Source organism: Pseudomonas arvensis, assembly GCF_056688935.1.
Genome location: NZ_CP162038.1, coordinates 1,127,450 through 1,143,437 on the forward strand (window position 1 = coordinate 1,127,450; position 15,988 = coordinate 1,143,437).

Below are 15,988 nucleotides of genomic sequence, written 5' to 3' on the forward strand. Positions count from 1 at the left end.
AATCGCCAGCCCATCCGTGTAGTGCTTGAAACTGCGATCTATTCGCATTAACGGCGTTTTCTACACGGGTTCTCACAGCATGAAGTCGACGGCAGGCGGTTTGGTTAAACAGTGGCTGGGAGCCTCGGTATTTGCGGTGTCGGGGTTGGCAATGCTGCCCCTGGGCGTGGCTCAGGCGCAGGAGCAGCAAAGCGCCCAGTTCACCTTTGCCCTGGCTGCCAAACCGTTGCCCCAGGCCTTGAGCGATTTCAGCCGGGTCACCGGGATCAGCGTGATCTATACCGATGAAGCGCCTTACGGCCTCAGTGCCCCGGCGGTCCGCGGGCAAATGAGCGCGACCCAGGCCCTGCAACACTTGCTGGCGAACTCCGGTTTTACCTTCCGCCAGATCGACGCCCGCACCCTGGCCCTGGAACCTGTGCCCACCGAGGGTGCGCTCAACCTCGGCGCGACCACCATCAGCGGTGTCGGCCAAACCGAGGACAGCACCAGCTACCAGCCGCCGCCCACCAGTTCGGTGATGCGCTCCCGTGCTTTGCTGCTGGAAACCCCGCAAACCGTCAATGTGGTACCCGCCCAAGTGCTGCGCGACCAGACCCCGCGCAACCTGGATGACGCCCTGGCCAACGTCAGCGGCATTACCCAGGCCAACACCTTGGCCAGCACCCAGGACGCCGTGATGCTGCGCGGCTTTGGCGACAACCGTAACGGCTCGATCATGCGCGATGGCATGCCGGTGGTGCAGGGCCGTGCATTGAACTCAACCGCGGAGCGGGTCGAAGTGCTCAAAGGCCCGTCGTCGCTGTTGTATGGCATCCAGGACCCGGGCGGCGTGGTCAATATCGTCAGTAAAAAGCCGCAACTGACCCAGGCCACGTCCCTGACCGTGCGTGGCTCGTCCTTCGGCGACGGCAAGAACGGCAGCGGTGGCAACCTCGACACCACCGGCCCCATCGGCGATTCGGGCCTGGCGTATCGCCTGATCCTCGACCATGAAGACGAAGACTACTGGCGCAACTTCGGCACTCACCGCGAGTCGCTGGTGGCGCCATCCCTGGCCTGGTACGGCGACACCACCAAGTTGTTGTTTGCCTACGAGCACCGCGAATTTCTTTCCCCGTTCGACCGCGGCACGGCCATCGACAAGTCCAACCACCCGCTGGACATCCCGGCCACCCGCCGTCTGGATGAGTCATTCAACAATATGGAAGGGCGTTCCGACCTGTACCGCTTTGAAGCCGACCACGACTTGAACGACGACTGGAAAGCCCACTTCGGCTACAGCTGGAACCGTGAAACCTACGACGCCAGCCAGGTGCGCGTCAGCGCGGTGAACACCAACGGCACCCTGACCCGCAGGATGGACGGCACCCAGGGCGCGATCACCACCGACCGCTTCACCACGGCCAGCCTGGAAGGCAAGGTCAATGTGCTGGGCATGCAGCATGACCTGGTGTTCGGCCTGGACGACGAGTACCGCAAGGTCTACCGCGCGGACCTGATTCGCCAGGCCTCGCGCACCACGTTCAACTACAACAACCCGGTGTATGGCAACGAAGTCGCGGGCACGACGGTCAGCGCCGCCGACAGCGCCCAGACCGACCTGCTGCGCAGCGACTCGCTGTTCTTCCAGGACGCGATCCACCTCACCGACCAGTGGATATTCGTGGCGGGCGCGCGCTACCAGATGTACGACCAATACGCCGGCAAAGGCGTGCCGTTCAAGGCCAACACCGACGGCAACGGCCAGGCCTGGGTGCCACGTGCAGGGCTGGTGTATCGCTACACCGATGAGCTGTCGTTCTACGGCAGCTACACCGAATCGTTCAAGCCCAACTCCACCATCGCTGCCTTGGCCGATGGCAGCACCTTGACCGGCGACCTTACGCCCGAAGAATCCAAGTCGTGGGAACTGGGCGCCAAGCTCGACATTCCTGGGCGCATCACCGCCAGCGCGGCGTTGTTCAACATCGACAAGCGCAACGTGCTGGTGTCGGTGGGCTCTGGTGCGAACACCGTCTACAGCATCGCCGGTCAAGTGCGTTCCCGTGGCCTGGAACTGGATGCCAGCGGCCAATTGACCGACAAGTGGAGCCTGATCGGCAGCTACGCCTTCACCGATGCCGAAGACATCAAGGACAACGACCCGACGCTGCAAGGCAACCGCCTGCAAAACGTGGCCAGGCACACCGGCTCGTTGTCGGTGGCCTACGACTTCGGCAACATTTTCGGCGGTGATCAGTTGCGCGTCGGCACGGGTGCGCGATATGTCGGCGAGCGCGCAGGCGACGCCGCCAACGATTTCGACCTGCCGGGCTACACCGTGGCGGATGCGTTCGCCACCTACGACACCCGGATCGACGGGCAGAAGGTCAAGTTCCAGGTCAACGTGAAGAACCTGTTCGACCGCGTCTACTACACCTCGGCGGCCAGCCGCCTGTTTGTGTCCATGGGCGATGCGCGGCAGGTGTCGGTGTCCAGCACCCTGGAGTTCTAAACCCCAGCCCGCTCGCCACAAAGGTACGGAGCTGTTAGCGTTGCGGCCATTGATGGCTTTGCGGAACACGGTACCGATGCACTTTGGACGATGGCTACACCTGCTGTGCCTGAGCATTTTACTGGGCGGCTGTGCGAGTGTTTCGCAGCCGTCCACGTCCTCGACGCTGGACCGCCTGTTGGCCGATCCTGCCCTCAACGGCGCCACGGTTTCGGTCATGGTGCGCGACGCCCGCAGTGGCGGCACCCTCTATCAACACAACCCGCGCACACGCCTGATCCCTGCCTCCAACCTCAAGTTGCTCACCACCGCTGCGGCGATGGATGTGCTGGGGCCGCAATACCGCTTTTCCACGCAACTGCTGAGCAACGGCCCGCAACAAGGTGAGCGCCTGGTCGGCAAACTCTACCTGCGCGGCTTGGGTGACCCGACCACCCAGTTTGCCGACTACCAGGCACTCGCCGCCCAGTTGGCGAGCCAGGGCGTGCGCCAGGTGCAGGGCGACCTGGTGTTCGACGACAGCTTTTCGACGCCGAACGGCTGGGCGTCGACTGGGCCCAGGACGATGAAAGTACCTATTATGGCGCGCAGATTTCGGCGTTGACGGTGTCACCCAATGCGGATTTTGACGCGGGCACCCTGATCGTCACAGCCAAGGCGCCGGTCATTGCTGGCCAGCCGGTGACTGTTTCTTTAAGCCCGCCCACGGATTACGTGCAACTGAGCAACCGCGCCGTCAGCGGCCCCGGCAACAGCTATGGCATCACCCGTCAGCACGGCACCAATCTGCTGCAACTGACAGGCACGCTGGCGCCGGGCAAGCAAAGCCGGCAGTGGGTGAGCGTGTGGGAGCCGACGCAACTGGTGGCCCATCTGTTCGAGCAAGCCTTGGCGCAGCAGGGTATCGAGGTGCTGGGGCGCAGGGTGATTGGCGGTGCAAGCCCTGGGACGGCCAGGGTGCTGGCGGAGCATCAATCGGCACCGTTGCAGGCACTGATCACGCCGCTGCTCAAGCTCTCGAACAACAACATGTCCGAAGCGTTGCTCAAGGCCATGGGCCGTAAAACGGCGAACGCGGGGACGGCGGCGGCGGGTGTGGCGGCGGTAGCGGCATTTATGCAGCGCCAGGGCCTGGACCCGGCGACGCTCAGCCAGGTGGATGGCTCGGGTTTGTCGCGGCGCAACCTGGTGTCGGCGCAGAACCTGGCGGACCTGTTGCTGGTAACCGCCAGACAACCCTGGTTCGACGCCTGGTACAACGCCTTGCCGATTGCCGGCAATGCCGACCGTATGACCGGCGGCAGCCTGCGTTATCGCCTGCGCGGGACGGCTGCCGAAAACAACCTGCACGCCAAGACCGGCTCCATGGCCGGGGTGTCATCATTGAGCGGCTACATCACCGATGCCGAAGGGCGGCGGTTGGTGTTTTCGATGATCAGCAATAACTACTTGAGCGATGCAGCGCCGATCCGTGCCCTGGAAAACCGCCTGGCCGTGGCCCTGACGCACTGGCACGACTGATTCAGGGCTGATAACCCATCCGCCAACTCACGGCCTGGGTCGCCGCCAGCAAGCGCTGCGCCGCCGGGCCATCTTCGTCGGCATGGAACAGCGAGGTGGGGCCGACCACGGTCATCACCGCCGCCACTTGCCCAACCGCGTTGAACACCGGCGCCGACAGCGCATCCACCCCCGGCATCAGCAGGCCATGCACAAAGTGCAGGCCACGGCTGCGGATCTGCTCGCAGGTGAGGGCGTAAGCCTGGTCGTCGGCCAGGGCGTGGGCGAGACCGGCCTGGATTTCACGCTCACGCAACTCGACGGTTTCCCGCGACGGCAGGAAGGCGCTGAACACCAGCCCGGTGGACGAGCTGAGCAGCGGCAACACCGAACCCAATTGCGTCACCACCGTGACTGCGCGCACCGCCGGCTCGATCTGCACCACCGTCGCGCCCTGGTTGCCCCATACCGCCAGGAAGCAGGTTTCATTCAACTCGTCGCGCAGTTCTGCCAGGGGCATCGCGCCGACTTTCAGCACGTCCATGCTGCCCAGCGCGGCCAGGCCCACCCGCAGCGCCTCGCGGCCCAGGCCATAGTGGTTAGTGGCGGTGTTCTGTTCGGCAAAACCCGAAGCGATCAACGCCTGTAAATAACGATGCACCTTGCTTGCCGGCATCTGCACATGTTCGGCCAGGCGCGACAGGGACGTGGCGGGCGACAATTCGGCCAGGGCCTTGAGGATGTCGGTGCCCACTTCGGCCGAGCGGACTTTCTGTTTACCGGTGTCGCGGGGCTTTTCCATGGAAGGGCGAGAATCCGAGAGATGAATGGGCGTCTTTATAGCTTGACGGTCGATGGTGATCAAATTACGTTATGCGTAACTGGATTACGATAAAAACAACTGACCCCAGAGGAAGCTCCATGAACCTCGAATATCTTTCGGGCTTCGGCAATGAATTCGCCAGCGAAGCCCTGCCCGGCGCCTTGCCGGTCGGCCAGAACTCCCCGCAAAAAGCGCCCTACGGGCTGTATACCGAACTGTTTTCCGGCACCGCCTTCACCATGGTGCGCAGCGAAGCCCGTCGCACTTGGCTGTACCGCATCCAGCCATCGGCCAATCACCCGGCGTTCATCAAGCTGGAGCGACAGCTGGCCGGTGGCCCTCTGGGTGCGGTAACGCCCAATCGCCTGCGCTGGAACCCTTTGGATATTCCCGGCGAGCCGACAGACTTTATCGACGGCCTCGTCGCAATGGTGGCGAACGCCGGGTCAGAAAAGCCCTCAGGCATCAGCATCCATACCTACCGCGCCAACCGTTCGATGGAGCGCGTGTTCTTCAATGCCGATGGCGAACTGTTGATTGTCCCCGAGCAGGGCCGCTTGCGTATCGCCACCGAACTCGGTGTGCTGGAGGTGGAGCCGTTGGAGATCGTCGTGCTCCCGCGTGGTCTCAAATTCCGCGTCGAACTGCTGGATGCGCAAGCACGCGGTTATGTCGCGGAAAACCACGGCGCGCCGCTGCGCCTGCCGGACCTTGGACCTATCGGCAGCAACGGCCTGGCCAACCCCCGTGACTTCCTCACGCCGGTTGCCCACTACGAAGACCTGAAACAGCCTACAACCCTGGTGCAGAAATTCCTCGGTGAGCTGTGGGCCTGCGAGTTGGACCACTCACCGCTGAACGTGGTCGCCTGGCACGGCAACAACGTGCCTTACAAATACGACCTGCGCCGCTTCAACACCCTCGGCACCGTGAGTTTCGATCATCCCGATCCGTCGATCTTCACCGTATTGACCTCGCCCACCAGCGTGCACGGCCTGGCCAACCTCGACTTCGTGATCTTCCCGCCGCGCTGGATGGTCGCCGAAAACACCTTCCGCCCGCCGTGGTTCCACCGCAACCTGATGAACGAATACATGGGCCTGATCCAGGGCGCCTACGACGCCAAGGCCGAGGGCTTCCTGCCCGGCGGCGCGTCGCTGCACAGTTGCATGAGCGCCCACGGCCCGGACGGCGAGACCTGCACCAAGGCGATCAACGCCGAGTTGGCGCCGCACAAGATCGACAACACCATGGCGTTCATGTTCGAGACCAGCCAAGTGCTGCGTCCCACCCAGTTCGCCCTGGACTGCCCGCAACTTCAACCTGCTTATGACGCGTGCTGGGCCTCGCTGCCCAACACCTTCAACCCGAACCGGAGATAACCCATGACTCAGCCCACTACTACCCAAAGCTGGGTGGCCTGCGCCAATGGCCACCGCGACTTTCCTTTGCAGAACCTGCCGTTGGGCGTGTTCAGCATCAACGGTTCGGCCCCGCGCAGTGGCGTGGCGATTGGGGACTGCATCTTCGACCTGCATGCCGCTCTGGAAGCATTTGAGGGTGAAGCACGCCGAGCGGTTGAAGCGACCGTGGGCGGCCAGTTGAATGCGTTTTTTGAACTGGGCCGTGGCCCGCGTGCTGCGCTGCGTGAGCGCCTGTTGGAACTGCTTGCCGAGGGCAGCCCGCTGCAAGCGCGTGAGGCGCAGGTACTGCACCGTGCCGCCGATTGCCAGATGCATGTACCGGCCCGGATCAATGACTACACCGACTTCTACGTCGGCATCGAGCACGCGCAGAACGTCGGCAAGCTGTTCCGTCCCGACAACCCTCTGTTGCCCAACTACAAGTACGTGCCGATCGGTTATCACGGCCGTGCCTCGACCATTCGCGCCTCCGGTGCCGATGTGCGTCGCCCCAAGGGCCAGACCCTGCCCGCCGGCCAGACCGAACCGACCTTCGGCCCTTGCGCACGGTTGGATTACGAGCTGGAACTGGGCATCTGGATTGGCCAGGGCAATGCCATGGGCGACTCGATTGCCATCGGCGACGCCGCCGAGCACATTGCCGGTTTCTGTCTGCTCAACGACTGGTCTGCGCGGGACATCCAGGCCTGGGAATACCAGCCGCTGGGGCCGTTCCTGTCGAAAAGCTTCATCACCACGATTTCGCCCTGGGTTGTCACGGCCGAAGCACTGGAACCGTTCCGCAAGGCGCAACCGGCCCGTCCCGAGGGCGATCCGCAACCACTGCCGTACTTGCTGGATAAACGTGACCAGGCCGCCGGTGCCCTGGACATTGAACTGGAAGTGCTGCTGACCACCGCGGCCATGCGCGAACAGAATCTGCCGGCCCAGCGCCTGGCGCTGAGCAACAGCCTGCATATGTACTGGACTGTGGCGCAACTGGTGGCACACCACAGCGTCAACGGCTGCCAGTTGCAGGCCGGTGATCTGTTCGGTTCGGGGACCCTGTCCGGGCCGCAGGAAGGGCAGTTCGGCAGCCTGCTGGAGATGACCGAAGGCGGCAAGAAGGTCATCGAATTGCCATCCGGCGAAGTGCGCAGGTTCCTGGAAGACGGTGATGAAATCATCCTGCGCGCCCGCTGCAACCGGGAAGGTTTCGCCTCCATCGGCTTCGGCGAATGCCGTGGCACTGTGGTCGCAGCGCGTTAAGAGGGCAGGGTGATGGAACTCTATACCTACTACCGCTCCACGTCGTCGTACCGGGTGCGTATCGCCTTGGCCCTCAAGGGCCTGGACTTCACGGCGGTGCCGGTGAACCTGCTGGTACCGGCGGGCGGCGCCAATCGCCAGCCGGAGTACCTGGCAATCAACCCTCAAGGCCGCGTGCCGGCCTTGCGCACCGATGACGGCGAACTGTTGATTCAGTCGCCGGCGATCATCGAGTACCTGGACGAACGTTATCCACAGGCGCCGTTGCTTTCCAAAGACCTGGCCACCCGCGCCCATGAGCGTGCCGTGGCGTCGATCATCGGTTGTGATATCCACCCGCTGCACAACTCCAGCACCCAGAACCTGTTGCGGCAGTGGGGGCACGATGAGGCGCAATTGCTGGAATGGATCGGTTACTGGATCAGCCAGGGGCTGGGCGCGGTGGAGCAGTTGATTGGCGATGCGGGGTTTTGTTTTGGTGAACAGCCTGGGCTGGCGGATACGTTTCTGATTCCCCAGCTGTACGCGGCGGAGCGCTTCAAAGTGCCGTTGGCGGCGTATCCGCGCATTGGCCGGGTGGCGGCATTGGCGGCGCAGCATCCGGCGTTCATTCAGGCCCATCCCGCCAACCAACCTGACACCCCATAACGCTCAAGGCTTGCACCCTCCCTCCCGCAGTGGATTTGCGTCACCTACCAATAAAAATAAACAGGTACCTTGCGATGCACAATCAGATTGCCAGCTTTCGCGCGGCACTCGACGCCCGTCCGGTGTCGCGCTATCAGTGGTTGATCCTCCTGTTGCTGGCGTTGCTGCTGGTGACCGATGGCTACGATGCTCAGGTGCTGGGCTATGTAGTGCCGGCTTTGGCGTCGGATTGGGGATTGGAAAAAGCTGCGTTCGGCCCGGTGTTCAGCGCCAACCTGCTGGGGCTCACATTAGGCTCGCTGCTGGTGACACCTTTGGCTGACCGATTTGGCGTACGGCGCATCTTGCTGGGCTGCGTGTTGATCTATGCCTGCCTGACTCTGCTGATGGTGTTCGCCCACTCACTGACCTCCCTGATGGCTGCACGATTTATCTGCGGCATCGGCATGGGCGGCGCGATGCCCAGCGCCATGGCGTTGATGTCGGAATATTCGCCGCCGCGCCTGCGCACTCTGATGGTGACCTTGGCGGCGTGCGGGTTCTCGTTCGGCGGTGCGGCGGGTGGGTTTGTGGCGGCGGGGTTTATCGACAGCTTCGGCTGGCAAGCGGTGTTCTTGGCCGGTGGCGTCACACCGTTGCTGTTGTTTCCGTTCCTGGTGTGGCTGCTGCCTGAATCGTTGCCGCGCCTGTTGCGCGATGCACCGCCGTATCGGCGATTGCGCAACGTGACCTCGCGCATGCTGCCCGACTGGCAACCGCCGCCGGCGAACGAGGCAGAACACCTTCAAGCGCAGGGCAGCAAGCTGACGGTGGTCGAGCTGTTCCGCCATGGCTATGCACGTCCGACGCTGCTGATCTGGGCCACCTTCTTTGTCAGTCTGATCTTGCTGTATTTCATGATCAGTTGGCTGCCGTCGCTGTTGCTGGAAAGTGGCCTGGCGCTGAATCAGGCCAATTTGGTGACGTCGATGTTCCTGTTTGCCGGCACCTTGGGCGCGATCGGCATGGCCTGGTTTGCCGACAGACTCAAAAGCAAGGTACGCCTGCTGTCCACTGTATTGGCGGCGGCTGCGGTGTGCACCGTTTTGCTGGGGCTGAACCACGACAATTCGCACTATCTGGTGGCCTGTGTGTTTGCGGCCGGGTTCTGCATCATCGGGGGACAATTGACCCTCAATGCTTTCGCCAGCAACTTTTACCCGGCGCATGTGCGTGCCACCGGTACCGGTTGGGCACTCGGTGTCGGGCGCTTTGGTTCGATCCTGGGGCCGTTGTTTGGCAGCATGCTGCTGGCGATGCATATTCCGGTGCAGCAGATTTTTTTCTTCTGCGCGATACCGGCGGTGATGGCGGCATTGTTGATTATTCAGGTCCGATCACCAGGGGGTGATGTGCCGAAGAGCGCGCTGCCTGGCGATATTCTCAAGGCGCCTGAGGGCTAGTGCACCACTGAATTGGGCGGCAGGTGCCCTAGCCGCTCGGTCAGGCGCAGGCGTTGGATCGGATCTTCACTGAGCATCAGCGCGTGTTCCAGGTCAAAACGCTCGGCGTTCGGGCAGTCCAGGCGTTGATACAGGCTGGCCCGTGCCAGGTAGTCGGCGGCATTGGCGCTGCCCAGTTCCAATACGCGCTCGGCGTCCACCAGGGCTGCCAGCGGGTTGTCGTTGGCGAGGTGCAACTGGCGCAGGTTGCGCGACAGTCGTTGCAGGATAGAACGCGCGTCGGCGGTGTGCAGGTGGTCGGCCTGCAACTTGAGGTTGGGCCCGTACTGGCGTTGCAGCAGTTCACGGCAATCGTTGGGGTACAGGCGCCGCCCGCCGCACGGGTCCAGCAAGTGATCGGCACCGGGCACCCGCAGCAGGAAGTGCCCGGGGAAGTTCACGCCAACCATCGGTATCTCCAGGCGTCGCGCAAGCTCCATGGCAATCAACCCCATGGCCAGGGGTTGCCCGCGTTTGCGCTGTAGCACCTTGTCCAGCAGTGCGGCGGCAGGGCGCAGCGGGGTGAAGTCATCCTGGGCAAACCCCAGGTCATTCATGCGCCGCAGCAGCGGTTGACCCAGTTCATCTGCCGGCAGCATGGGCATGCTCAGGCTGACCTGTTGTTGCAGTAAGGCCAGGTTCTGCAGGATCTCCAGCGGCTGCACCGCCGGGTCGTGCTCGGCGGCGATCCACAGCGCTGCTTCGAACAGCGCTGGCGGCGAACGTTGCAGGCAGGCGAAAAAGGCTTGGCGGGGCTTCATTGCGTTCTCCGGCGGATGCCCCCGTTTTAGCCTTGCTGAGAATGTTCGTCTAGTGGCTTAAGAAATATCCCACGTTCTTATGTCGCAAGCCCTGCAAAATCGGGCGGCTTATTCCAGTGCACTTCGGCACTTTTCTACCGCAAGCCTATACTTGGCGACACCAGAAGTGATTCGGGAGCTTGACGATGTTTGCTCTCATGCACAGCACCCGCCTTGAATCGCTGCACCTGAGCGTCGACCCGGTGACGGGGCTCAAGGCGGTCATCGCCATTCACAACAGCCGCCTGGGGCCTGCCTTGGGCGGCTGTCGTTATATCGCCTACCCCGACGACGAAAGCGCCGTGGCCGATGCCGCGCGCCTGGCCCAAGGCATGAGCTACAAGGCGGCCCTGGCCGGGCTGCCGGTGGGCGGTGGCACGGCGGTAATCCTGCGTCCCGCCCATGTGGAAAACCGGGCTGCGTTGTTTGAAGCGTTTGGACGTTGTGTCGAGCAACTCAATGGGCGCTACATCACCGCTATCGACAGCGGCACCTCGGTGGCCGACATGGATTGCATCGCCCAACACACCTGTTTCGTCACCAGCACCACCGCCGCTGGCGACCCTTCGCCCCATGCGGCCATGGGCGTGTTCGCCGGCATTCGCACCACCGCCATGGCCCGCCTGGGCAGCGACAACCTCGAAGGGCTGCGCGTGGCAGTCCAGGGCCTGGGCAATGTCGGTTATGCACTGGCCGAACAACTGCACGCCGCCGGTGCCGAATTGCTGGTTAGCGACATCGATCACGGCAAGGTGCAACTGGCCATGGAACAACTGGGCGCGCACCCCATCGCCAATGACGCGTTGCTCAGCACCCCCTGCGACATCCTCGCGCCCTGCGGCCTGGGCGCGGTGTTCAACCGCACGAGCGTGGGCCAACTGCGCTGTGCCGCCGTGGCCGGGTCCGCCAGTGCGCAACTGACCAACCTGCAAGTGGCCGACCAACTGGAAGGGCGCGGCATCCTCTACGCCCCCGACTACGTGATCAACTCCGGCGGCCTGATCTACGTCGCCCTCAAGCACAGCGGTGCCGAACTGCCGACCATCACCGCGCACCTGTCCAACATCGGCAAGCGCCTGACCGAAATCTACGCCCACGCCCAAGCCGAAAAACGCTCCCCGGCACGGGTGGCGGATGAACTGGCCGAACGCCTGCTCTACGGATGAGCACGCATTAAAAAGGCCCTGAACCAATGATTCAGGGCCTGTTCAATTCGGGCTTTATTCCGCCGCTGCGTTGAGCAACTCGGACAACGCGTCCGGCTGGCTCTTGAAGGCCTTGGCAAACACATCGCGATTCTTCGCCATGTAGATCCCGGCTTCTTCCACCTGCTGCTCGCTCAGGGACGGCACGGCTTTTTGCAACACTTCTGCCAGCAACTCAGCGAGTTCAAGCATTTTGTCATGACGGTCAGCTTCGGCTTTATCCATGAACAAACGCTCCAGATCTCGGCTGCTGCGGTATACCACTTCGACGGCCATTCACCACCTCACATGCCTTCACGATAGTTGTCTTTTGCGACTACTGTATTTATATACAGCTAAAAGGGTAAGCCAAACCGCGGGGTTTGGGTAGCAGTTTTTTAATGTAGCCCGTAAATACAGGTTTGGCGTGCCTCATATCACCCCGCCATCATCTCATGCCAGTGCTGGCCTTTTTTCTGCATGCAGAACAACCGTCACGTCCAACCCGCATTATCCGGTCGAGTCGACCTAAGGAAGTACCCTCGTGAAAATCAACTGGGCCGAAAAGCTGCGTCTGCAAGTCCATGGGCTGGCTGAGTCGCTGGGCAATCTGTTCGTGGAGTCGTTCCACTACCTGGCGCTGTTCGCCATTGGTGCAGTAACCGCCTGGGCGGCGGTGATGGAGTTTCTGGGGATGCTGGAGAACGGACACATCAAGATCGATGACATCTTGCTGCTGTTCATCTACCTGGAATTGGGCGCCATGGTCGGGATTTACTTCAAGACCAACCACATGCCCGTACGCTTCCTGATCTACGTGGCGATCACTGCGCTGACCCGTTTGTTGATCTCCAACGTGTCCCATCACAACCCGCCGGACGTAGGCATCATCTACCTGTGCGGTGGGATTTTGCTGTTGGCGTTCGCGATTCTGGTGGTGCGCTACGCTTCGTCGGCGTTCCCGTCGGTGAAGGTCGAAGGCCCGCGCCGCAAGGGCCAGACGAGCCTGGAAACCGAGAAGGGCGAGCTTTAAAGCCCGACGCTGAAGGGCAGGGTGCGGCTGGGCGGTCGTTGCAACAATTGGTGATCGCCATCCGTCATCACCGCCAGGATCTCCATGGCGCTGTGGCCCTGCTCAATGGCGATGCCGAACTGGATGCTCTGCACCAGGCGTTTGAGTCGTTGCGGGTCGTTGCGTTGTTCGGCGCTGATCATGCGTTTGGCAACCACGCCATCCTCATTCGAGAGGGTGAGCATGATGCTGCCGTCCAGCCGTTGGATACTCAGGTTGACCCGGTAGGTTGGGGTAAAGGTGTCGGTGATGATCTGAAAAGGATTGTCCATGGTGCGTTACCGCCTGATAAGAACATGCAGTCATTGACGACCGGTATCGGGATTAGTTCGCGTCTCCTGACCACCGGCCAAAGTCCGTTTCCCTCAAAAGCTGTACAGCAAGGGGCGTGCCGTACACGCAATGTGGGAGGGGGCTTGCTTCCGATAGCGGTGTGTCAGCCAATAGATGCTTGGCTGAAAGACTGCTATCGGGGGCAAGCCCCTTCCCACATTTGATTTGGGTTGTGCTGAGTCCGTGGGCTATTTCAGGGCAGTACGGAGAAAACGATCGCAGACAGCGCAATCAACCCGATCACCACCACAAACACATTCGACACTTGGCCCGAATACTGGCGCAAAGCCGGCACGCGGCGGATCGCGTACATCGGCATCAGGAACAGCAGGCACGCGATGATCGGCCCGCCCAGGGTTTCGATCATGCCCAGGATGCTTGGGTTAAAGGTGGCCACGGCCCAGCAGGTCAGCACCATGAACAGTGCGGTGCTGCGTTCCAGCCACTTGGCCGACATGGAGCGGTTACGCCCGCGCAGGGATTTGACGATCAAGCCCTGGAAGCCTTCGCTGGCGCCGATGTAGTGCCCGAGGAAGGATTTGGTGATGGCCACCAGCGCAATCAGTGGCGCGGCGTAGGCAATCACGGGCGTCTGAAAGTGGTTGGCCAGGTACGACAGGATGGAAATGTTCTGGGCCTTGGCCGCCGCCAAGTCCGCCGGCGACAGTGCCAGTACGCAGCTGAAGCAGAAGAACATCACCGTCAGCACCATCATGCCGTGGGCGGTGGCGAGGATGCCGCTGCTTTTGCGCTCGGCCTGCGGGCCGTACACGCGTTTCTGGTCGACGGCGAACGCGGAGATGATCGGCGAGTGGTTGAACGAGAACACCATCACCGGGATCGCCAGCCACAGGGTCTTGAAGAAGATGGGCAGCGGCATGCCTTCGCTGGCGGAGGCGAAAAATGCGCCGTTCCAGTTGGGGATCAGGCTCAATGCCAGTAACAGCAGGGCGGCGACGAACGGGTACACCAGCACGCTCATGGCCTTGACGATCACGCCCTGGCCGCAGCGCACGATGGCCATCAGACCGAGGATCAGCACTAGCGACAGAATTGCCCGTGGCGGCGGCGTCATGTGCAACTGGTGCTCCATGAAACTGCCCAGGGTATTGGTCAGCGCCACGCTGTACACCAGCAGAATCGGGAAAATCGCAAAGAAGTACAGCAAGGTGATCAGCTTTCCCGCGCCGACGCCGAAGTGTTCTTCGACCACTTCGGTGATGTCGCCGGATTTGCCTGACAGCACAAAGCGCGTCAGCCCACGGTGGGCGAAGAAGGTCATCGGGAAGGCCAGCAGCGCCAGCACGATCAGCGGCCAGAAACCGCCGACGCCGGCGTTGATCGGCAGGAACAGGGTGCCCGCGCCGATGGCGGTGCCGTAGAGGCCAAGCATCCAGGTGGTGTCGTGTTTGGTCCAGCCGGTGGTTACGGTATTTTCTACTTCAACAGGATTTTCGGCAGCAGGTGTACGTACATCGGTCATCGTTATTGCCTCGTTATTATTTTTGCGCGGGCTCACGTTGGGGCGGTCAGGGAATGCTCCTCAGCACTCCACCCAGCTCACGGCCAGGCCGCCCCGTGAAGTTTCTTTGTATTTGTCATGCATGTCGGCGCCGGTATCGCGCATGGTGCGGATCACGCGGTCGAGGGAGATGAAGTGTTTGCCATCGCCGCGCAGGGCCATTTGCGTGGCGTTGATGGCCTTGACCGCCGCGATGGCGTTGCGCTCGATGCACGGCACTTGCACCAGGCCGCCGACCGGGTCGCAGGTCAGGCCGAGGTTGTGTTCCAGGCCGATTTCGGCGGCGTTTTCCAATTGCTCGGGTGTGGCGCCGAGGATGTCGGCGAGGCCAGCGGCGGCCATGGCACAGGCCGAGCCGACTTCGCCCTGGCAGCCGACTTCGGCGCCGGAGATTGAGGCGTTTTTCTTACACAGGATGCCGACGGCGGCGGCAGCCAGGAAGAAATTGACCACATCGTCGTCGGACGCGTCGGCGTTGAACTTCATGTAGTAATGCAGCACCGCCGGGATGATCCCCGCCGCGCCGTTGGTGGGGGCCGTGACCATGCGTCCGCCGGCGGCATTCTCTTCGTTGACGGCGAGGGCGAACAGGTTGACCCATTCCATGGCCGACAAGGTCGAGGTGATGACGTTGGGTTTGCCGATTTCCAACAGGCTGCGGTGCAGTTTCGCAGCACGGCGTGGCACATCCAGGCCACCAGGCAAGATGCCTTCATCGCGCAGGCCTTGCTCCACGCATTCGCGCATCACCGACCAGATATGCAGCAGGCCGCTGCGGATTTCTTCGTCGCTGCGCCATGCGCGTTCATTGGCCATCATCAGTTCGGAGACGCGCAGGCCGTGCTTGTTGCACAAGGCCAGCAGTTCGACGGCGCTGGAAAAGTCGTAGGGCAACTGCACATCGCTGGTCGGCGCGATGCCTGACGCCGCCTCAGCCGCTTCGATGATGAAACCGCCGCCCACCGAGTAGTACGTTTGCTCGCTGAGCAGGCCGCTGTCGCCATAGGCGTGCAGGGACATGGCGTTGGGGTGGTAGGGCAGGCTTTCTTCGAGTAGCAGGAGATCGGTGCGCCAGTTGAAGGCAATGTCCTGGGTGCCGGCCAGCAATAAGCGGCCGGACTCGCGCAATTGCTGGATACGTGTATTGATCGAGGTGGGGTCGACACGGTCCGGCCATTCGCCCATCAGTCCCATCACGCAGGCGCGGTCGGTGGCATGGCCAACGCCAGTGGCGGACAGCGAGCCGTACAGACGCACTTCCACCCGTCGGGTTTCGGTGAGCACTTGCTGGTCGCTGAGGGCTTGGGCGAAGGTCGCCGCTGCCCGCATGGGGCCGACGGTATGAGAGCTGGACGGGCCGATACCGACCTTGAATAGATCAAAAACACTGATAGCCATGCTAAACCCTTACAAGCAATGGAGTAGGAATCGCTGCCATGTTTTGTAGGACGAGCGC

The 15,988-nt window shown here is 62.2% G+C and carries 13 protein-coding genes and 1 pseudogene; 8 read left to right on the plus strand and 6 right to left on the minus strand.

Annotation, left to right across the window (positions count from 1 at the left end):
* The first annotated feature begins 79 nt into the window (after nucleotides 1–79).
* Together AB3G88_RS05110 and dacB are read left to right on the plus strand one after the other, a co-directional pair.
* Nucleotides 80–2,497: a TonB-dependent siderophore receptor gene (locus AB3G88_RS05110; protein ID WP_480453426.1), complete on the plus strand. Its 2,418-nt coding sequence runs from the start codon at nucleotides 80–82 to the stop codon at nucleotides 2,495–2,497.
* 76 nt (nucleotides 2,498–2,573) lie between these two features.
* A pseudogene (gene dacB, locus AB3G88_RS05115) lies at nucleotides 2,574–4,018 on the plus strand (D-alanyl-D-alanine carboxypeptidase/D-alanyl-D-alanine endopeptidase).
* A 1-nt stretch (nucleotide 4,019) separates the two neighbouring features.
* Here dacB and AB3G88_RS05120 read toward each other — a convergent pair.
* On the minus strand, nucleotides 4,020–4,799 hold the full coding sequence (locus tag AB3G88_RS05120; protein WP_158878116.1) for an IclR family transcriptional regulator: 780 nt from the start codon (nucleotides 4,797–4,799) through the stop codon (nucleotides 4,020–4,022).
* A 119-nt stretch (nucleotides 4,800–4,918) separates the two neighbouring features.
* Here AB3G88_RS05120 and hmgA point away from each other — a divergent pair, with 119 nt between their 5' ends.
* From hmgA to AB3G88_RS05140, 4 genes are all read left to right on the plus strand, one after another.
* On the plus strand, nucleotides 4,919–6,202 hold the full coding sequence (gene hmgA, locus AB3G88_RS05125) for a homogentisate 1,2-dioxygenase (RefSeq protein WP_112193592.1): 1,284 nt from the start codon (nucleotides 4,919–4,921) through the stop codon (nucleotides 6,200–6,202).
* A 3-nt stretch (nucleotides 6,203–6,205) separates the two neighbouring features.
* A complete protein-coding gene (fahA, locus tag AB3G88_RS05130; RefSeq protein ID WP_480453427.1) occupies nucleotides 6,206–7,492 on the plus strand; it encodes a fumarylacetoacetase in 1,287 nt (428 codons plus the stop codon).
* Between the two features lie 12 nt (nucleotides 7,493–7,504).
* Complete coding sequence (gene maiA / locus AB3G88_RS05135) at nucleotides 7,505–8,140, plus strand: maleylacetoacetate isomerase (RefSeq protein WP_480453428.1); 636 nt, start codon at nucleotides 7,505–7,507, stop codon at nucleotides 8,138–8,140.
* 74 nt (nucleotides 8,141–8,214) lie between these two features.
* On the plus strand, nucleotides 8,215–9,582 hold the full coding sequence (locus AB3G88_RS05140) for an MFS transporter (protein WP_112193598.1): 1,368 nt from the start codon (nucleotides 8,215–8,217) through the stop codon (nucleotides 9,580–9,582).
* Here the strand turns inward: AB3G88_RS05140 and AB3G88_RS05145 are convergent.
* A complete protein-coding gene (locus AB3G88_RS05145; protein ID WP_099584978.1) occupies nucleotides 9,579–10,382 on the minus strand; it encodes a SirB1 family protein in 804 nt (267 codons plus the stop codon). The genes AB3G88_RS05140 and AB3G88_RS05145 overlap by 4 nt on opposite strands.
* Before the next feature lie 185 nt (nucleotides 10,383–10,567).
* Here AB3G88_RS05145 and AB3G88_RS05150 point away from each other — a divergent pair, with 185 nt between their 5' ends.
* A complete protein-coding gene (locus AB3G88_RS05150; RefSeq protein WP_099584979.1) occupies nucleotides 10,568–11,587 on the plus strand; it encodes a Glu/Leu/Phe/Val dehydrogenase family protein in 1,020 nt (339 codons plus the stop codon).
* 54 nt (nucleotides 11,588–11,641) lie between these two features.
* On the opposite strand, the gene AB3G88_RS05155 is transcribed toward AB3G88_RS05150, so the two are convergent.
* A complete protein-coding gene (locus tag AB3G88_RS05155; RefSeq protein WP_003171979.1) occupies nucleotides 11,642–11,902 on the minus strand; it encodes a YebG family protein in 261 nt (86 codons plus the stop codon).
* Nucleotides 11,903–12,149: 247 nt separating this feature from the next.
* Here AB3G88_RS05155 and AB3G88_RS05160 point away from each other — a divergent pair, with 247 nt between their 5' ends.
* Nucleotides 12,150–12,638, plus strand: coding sequence for a phosphate-starvation-inducible protein PsiE (locus tag AB3G88_RS05160; RefSeq protein WP_099584980.1), 489 nt, complete (start codon nucleotides 12,150–12,152; stop codon nucleotides 12,636–12,638).
* Here the strand turns inward: AB3G88_RS05160 and AB3G88_RS05165 are convergent.
* The 3 genes from AB3G88_RS05165 to AB3G88_RS05175 all read right to left on the minus strand — a co-directional run bounded on the left by AB3G88_RS05165 (nucleotide 12,635) and on the right by AB3G88_RS05175 (nucleotide 15,930).
* The gene (locus tag AB3G88_RS05165; protein WP_099584981.1) at nucleotides 12,635–12,949 is read right to left on the minus strand and encodes a DUF3509 domain-containing protein; all 315 of its coding nucleotides are present in this window, start codon (nucleotides 12,947–12,949) and stop codon (nucleotides 12,635–12,637) included. The two genes, AB3G88_RS05160 and AB3G88_RS05165, sit on opposite strands and share 4 nt — an antisense overlap.
* A 254-nt stretch (nucleotides 12,950–13,203) precedes the next feature.
* Nucleotides 13,204–14,493, minus strand: a complete 1,290-nt coding sequence (locus tag AB3G88_RS05170) for a serine/threonine transporter (protein WP_099584982.1) — start codon at nucleotides 14,491–14,493, stop codon at nucleotides 13,204–13,206.
* Between the two features lie 60 nt (nucleotides 14,494–14,553).
* On the minus strand, nucleotides 14,554–15,930 hold the full coding sequence (locus AB3G88_RS05175; protein ID WP_480453429.1) for an L-serine ammonia-lyase: 1,377 nt from the start codon (nucleotides 15,928–15,930) through the stop codon (nucleotides 14,554–14,556).
* Between the last annotated feature and the right edge of the window lie 58 nt (nucleotides 15,931–15,988).